The sequence below is a fragment of the Aquabacterium sp. genome, assembly GCF_021768455.1.
In the GTDB taxonomy this organism is placed as follows: domain Bacteria; phylum Pseudomonadota; class Gammaproteobacteria; order Burkholderiales; family Burkholderiaceae_C; genus Aquabacterium.
Window position 1 is genome coordinate 1 of sequence record NZ_JAIZVX010000212.1, and the last position, 5,001, is coordinate 5,001.

Here is a 5,001-nt window from a genome sequence, read left to right on the forward strand (position 1 = left end):
GCCACGGTGGACGATGGCTCCATCCGCGCCACGGCCATTCTGCTCACCCAGCAAGGCTTGGCCGATGCCCTTCAGGGTGGCGGCGACTGGGCCGAGGCGGCCCCCTTGACCCTGGTCGAGACCGAGCGCGGCGTGCTCACGCTGTGGGCGCTGGTGAAAGACGTGGTGGCCCGGCCCCAGGCCGAGGCCGCCCTGGCCTCGCTGCTCAGCCAGGCGCTGAGCCTGCGCCTGCGTGGCGTGATGGCCCTGCCCGCCCCCAGCCCCGACCCGGCTGTGCAGGAGGCCGAACTGGCCAAGGTGCGCACCGTGTTTGAGGGGGTGCGGGCCGAGGGGATTCCCGTGGATGTGCTGTCCATGGGCATGAGTTCGGACCTGGAAGCGGCCATTGCCCAAGGGTCTACCCTGGTGAGGGTGGGCACGGCCCTATTCGGGCACCGTTGACACGCCGGTAACATGGCGTTCCTGTGAAAGAAACGCCATGGACGTCTCGCAAGAAGCCCCCCATTACCTGCTGGTGGATGACCACAGCCTGATCCGCGAAGGGATGATGCAGGCCATCCGCAGCCTGGCGCCCGGTGCGCGCTTCTCGCAGGCCAACTCCCTGCAGGCCACGCTGGCCGCCCTGGCCGCGGCCAGCGACGACCCGATCGATGTGGTGCTGCTCGACCTGGGCCTGCCCGACAGCCGCGGCACGGCCACGCTGCAGGCGGTGCGCCAGGCCGCGCCCACCCAGCGCATCGGCATCATCACCGGGCAGAGCGATGTGCAGGTGGCCCTGGAGTGCATCCACCACGGGGCCTCGTGCTTCATCCCCAAGCTGGCCGAGATCGAAGGCTTCATGAGCGCGCTCAAGGCCCTGGTGGAGGGGCGGCTGCACTTCCCCTCCGAGTTGCTGTCGCCCAGCGAGGTGGACTTCCCCACGCCCGACGAGGACACCGCCCAGCGCGTGATCCGCCTGACGCCGCGCCAGAAGGACGTGTTGCAGTGGATCCTCAAAGGGTGCACCAACCACGCCATCGCCACGGCCCTGGGCATCAGCGCCGAAACCGTCAAGCTGCACGTGAGCGCCATCTTCCGGGCCTACGGCGTGCACAGCCGCACCCAGCTCGTGCTGCTGTGCTCGCGCAGCCCGCAGGCGGACGCGCCCAACACGGCCATGACGGCCAGCACGGCCACCGCGCACGTCAGCCCCCTGGCCTATGCCCTGCCCCCCACCATGATGGCATCGGAGGGCCGGGTCTGTGCCGAGCCCACGGAGCCGGCATCGCCTCCGCCCTCCCGCGAACAACGGGCCTGAGCCACTCAGGCATGCCGGGCCCCGACACCTTCGCCAGCCCCCAGTCCATGTCGGCCCGGGTGGACCTGCAGATGCTGCAGGACACCTGGCGCACCGCACCCGGTGCGATCCCCGGGCAGCTGGTGGCCCTGGCGGCGCTGGTCTGGATGATCCGCGACTGGCCCGCCCCGCTGTGGCACTGGCTCACGCCCGCCCTGGGACTGCTATCGGTGTGGACCCTGGTGGCCCTCATGCAGGGACAGTTTCGCCGCTTTGGCATCCCCGCATCGGCCTATGGGCGCTGGCGCTGGCGGCTGCTGTGGTGGCACGCCGCCCAGGGCTCGCTGTGGGGGCTGATCTCGCTGGCGCTGCTGGGCGTGGCCGGCCCCGACTGGAAGCTGGCCCTGGTGGCCGGCGCCCTGGTCTACAGCTACACCATCATGCTGGTGACGGTGCACGACTGGGCCGTGGCCTTCACGGGGGCGGCCCCACTGCTGGCCATGGCCGCGGTGCGCCTGCTGGTGGAGCAGACCTCCAGCGGCACCTACCTGGCGGTGGTGATGGTGGTATCGCTGGCAACCTGCCTCCTGGTGGCGCGGCGCATCAGCCGCCGCCTGCGCGAGGGCATGCTGCTGCGCAACGAGAACGCCGACCTGGTGCTCAAGCTGCGCGACGAGATCGACAAGGTGACCCAGGCCAAGGCCCGGGCCGAGATCGCCGACCGGCAAAAGGGCGAGTTCTTCGCCTCGGCCAGCCACGACCTGCGCCAACCGCTGCACGTGATGATGCTGCTGAGCAGCGCGCTGCGCCCCCATGTCGAACCCAGCCAGGGGGCTCCCCTGCTGGGGCAGATCCAGACGGCCCTGGGCTCGCTGAGCACCATGTTCGAAAAGATGTTCGACCTGGCCCGGATCGACGCCCAGCGGATCGACTACCGCGCCCAGGCCTGCGAGCTGGCCCCGCTGTGGCACCGGCTGGACGCCGAGTTCGGCGTACTGTGCGCCCACAAGGGCCTGCGCTGGCGCCTGGTGCCCACCTCGGCCTGGGTGCAGACCGACCTGCATGTGCTGGAGCGCATCCTGCGCAACCTGCTCAACAACGCCGTGCGCTACACCGAGGCCGGCGAGGTGCGCCTGCGGGCCCGGGCGCGTGGGCCCTGGGTGGTATGCCAGGTCTGGGACACGGGCGTGGGCGTGCCCCGTCCTCTGCGCCACCGCATCTTCGAAGACTACTTCCAGGGCCACAACGACGGCCGCCACAGCAGCGAAGGCCTGGGCCTGGGCCTGGCCGTGGTGCGCCGCTTGAGCATGCTGGGCCCCACGCCGGTGACCTTGCGCTCGCGCGCTGGGCGAGGCTCCTGCTTCAGCGTGCGCCTGCCCAGGCTGGTGCCGGCCTCGGTGCAGCCACCGGCACCGCGGCACACGGCGCCTTCCGCCCTGCGCTCCGCACCGATGCCCGCTCGCCCCCTTCCCAGCGGCGCCGAGCGCGGCGTGGTGCTGTTGATCGAAGACGACCCCGTGGTGCGCGACAGCACCGCGCTGCTGCTGCGGCAGCACGGCTGGCTGAGCGCCGCGGCCGCCACCCCCGATGGGGCCGCGGCCGCGATGCTGGCCTTGCAGGAGCAGGGCCGGATGCCCGAGGGCGAGATGCCGGTGGCCGCGATCAGCGACCACCGGCTGGGCCTGTCCATCAACGGCCTGGAGGCGCTGCAGCAACTGCGCTACGAGTTCGGCGAAGGGCTGCCGGCCTTCCTGCTCACGGGGGAGGCCACGCCGGGCCTGGCCCAGGCTGCGCAGACCGCGGGCGTGCACCTGCTGCACAAGCCGCTGCAGGCCGACCGCCTGGTCCGCCTGCTGGAAGCAACCCTGCCCGATGCCGAGCCCCCTGGAGACACCTTGGATGCGCCCCACCGCGACGGAGACGGGCTGGTGGATGCGGCATGATTCGGGCATGAGCACGACCGACACCTCCTCCACCTCCATCGACATCGCCTTCATCGGCGGCGGCAACATGGCCACGGCCATCATTGGCGGCCTGCTGCGCCAGGGCCGCGCGGCCGCCAGCATCCTGGTCATCGACCCGGTGCCCAGCCAGCGCGAACGCCTGAGCGACACCCTGGGCGTGGTCACCGCCGAAGGCCCGACCGAGGCCCTGCGCAGCGCCCGCACCGTGGTGTGGGCCGTCAAGCCCCAGCAGTTCAAGGACGCGGCCTCGGCCTACGCGCCGCTGACCGCCCAGGCCCTGCACTACAGCGTGATGGCCGGCCTGCGCAGCGAGGACATCGCCCGCCTGATCGGCACGCCCCGCGTGGTGCGCGCCATGCCCAACACGCCCGCCCTGGTGGGCCAGGGCATGACCGGCCTGTATGCACGCCCCGAGGTGAACGCCGAAGAACGTGCCGCCGTGCAGGCCATGGTCGAACCCACGGGCCAGTGGCTGTGGCTGGACGCCGAGGTGCAGCTTGACGCCGTGACGGCGATCTCGGGCTCGGGCCCGGCCTATGTGTTTTATTTCATCGAATCGATGATGCAGGCCGCGCAGGACATGGGCCTGAGCGCAGAGCAGGGCAAGCAGCTGGCCGTGGCCACCTTTGGCGGCGCCACCGCCCTGGCCGCGCAGTCGCCCGACACGCCAGCGGTGCTGCGCGAGAAGGTGACCTCGAAGGGCGGCACCACTTACGCCGCGCTGAGCAGCATGGAAGCGGCGGGCGTCAAGGCGGCCTTCGTGGCGGCCATGCGCGCGGCCGAGCAGCGCGCCGGCGAGCTCGGGGACGAATTCGGGCGCTGAGCCACACCGGCCCTGCGGGGGCGCCCCCGCTCAGCGCAGGGCGAAGTCGAGCACGGCCCCGGCCCAGACCGTCATGCCCAGCCAGTGGTTGAGGCGGAAGGCCTTGAAGCAGTCGTCGCGCTCGCGGCGGTGGATCAGCCAGCCGTGCCACAGGGCCTGGGCCCCGGCCAGGGCCAGGCCCGCGTTGTAGAAGGCGCCCAGGCCCAGGTGCCGGCCCACGCCCCCCCAGCAGGCCAGGCACAGGGCGTAAAAGCCCATCACGCCGACCACGTCGAAGCGGCCCAGGGTGATGGCCGAGGTGCGGATGCCGATCTTGAGGTCGTCGTTGCGGTCGACCATGGCGTACTCGGTGTCGTAGGCCAGCACCCAGGCCAGGTTGCCCAGCACCAGCCACCAGGCCTCGGCCGGCACCTCGTTGCGCACGGCCGCATAGGCCATGGGCAGGCCGAAGCTGAAGGCCACGCCCAGCACCGCCTGCGGCATCGAGAAGAAGCGCTTGGTGAAGGGATAGATCACCGACACGGCCAGCGCGCCAAACGACAGGGCGATGGTCAGGCCGTTGGTCAGCAGCACCAGGCAGAAAGCCGCCAGGGTCAGCACGCCGCCCACGGCCAGCGCCTCTTTCACGCCCATGCGGCCGCTGGTGAGCGGGCGTTGCGCGGTGCGCTGCACGTGGCGGTCGAAATCGCGGTCGGCCACGTCGTTGACGACGCAACCGGCGCTGCGCATGAGGAAGGTGCCCGCCGTGAAGATCAGCAGCAGAGGCCAGCCCGGGAAGCCCTTGGCCGCCAGCCACATCGCGGTCAACGTGGGCCACAGCGGCAGCAACCAGCCCTGTGGGCGGTTCCAGCGGATCAGGTCAAGGTAGAGGGCCCCGCGGGCGCGCCAGCCACCGCCCGAGGGCTCGGGTGAAGCGGGCAAACCGGGCGGGGGAGAGG

At 71.4% G+C, this 5,001-nt stretch carries 5 protein-coding genes; 4 read left to right on the forward strand and 1 reads right to left on the reverse strand.

The genetic code is table 11. The features are described from left to right. From QZ994_RS18585 to proC, 4 genes are all read left to right on the forward strand, one after another. A partial coding sequence (locus QZ994_RS18585; protein ID WP_290877174.1) for an alanine racemase occupies positions 1-441 on the forward strand: 441 nt, incomplete at its 5' end. A gap of 37 nt (positions 442-478) precedes the next feature. Continuing rightward, positions 479-1,297 carry a response regulator transcription factor gene (locus QZ994_RS18590; protein ID WP_290877177.1) on the forward strand — a complete coding sequence of 273 codons (819 nt, stop codon included), beginning with the start codon at positions 479-481 and terminating at the stop codon, positions 1,295-1,297. Positions 1,298-1,308: 11 nt separating this feature from the next. Continuing rightward, positions 1,309-3,219: a hybrid sensor histidine kinase/response regulator gene (locus QZ994_RS18595; protein WP_290877180.1), complete on the forward strand. Its 1,911-nt coding sequence runs from the start codon at positions 1,309-1,311 to the stop codon at positions 3,217-3,219. A gap of 7 nt (positions 3,220-3,226) precedes the next feature. After that, on the forward strand, positions 3,227-4,063 hold the full coding sequence (gene proC, locus QZ994_RS18600; RefSeq protein ID WP_290877183.1) for a pyrroline-5-carboxylate reductase: 837 nt from the start codon (positions 3,227-3,229) through the stop codon (positions 4,061-4,063). A gap of 30 nt (positions 4,064-4,093) precedes the next feature. Here the strand turns inward: proC and ubiA are convergent, their stop codons facing one another. Continuing rightward, positions 4,094-4,984 (reverse strand): 4-hydroxybenzoate octaprenyltransferase, encoded by an 891-nt coding sequence (gene ubiA / locus QZ994_RS18605; RefSeq protein WP_367172347.1) that lies wholly within the window; start codon positions 4,982-4,984, stop codon positions 4,094-4,096. Positions 4,985-5,001: the final 17 nt, after the last annotated feature.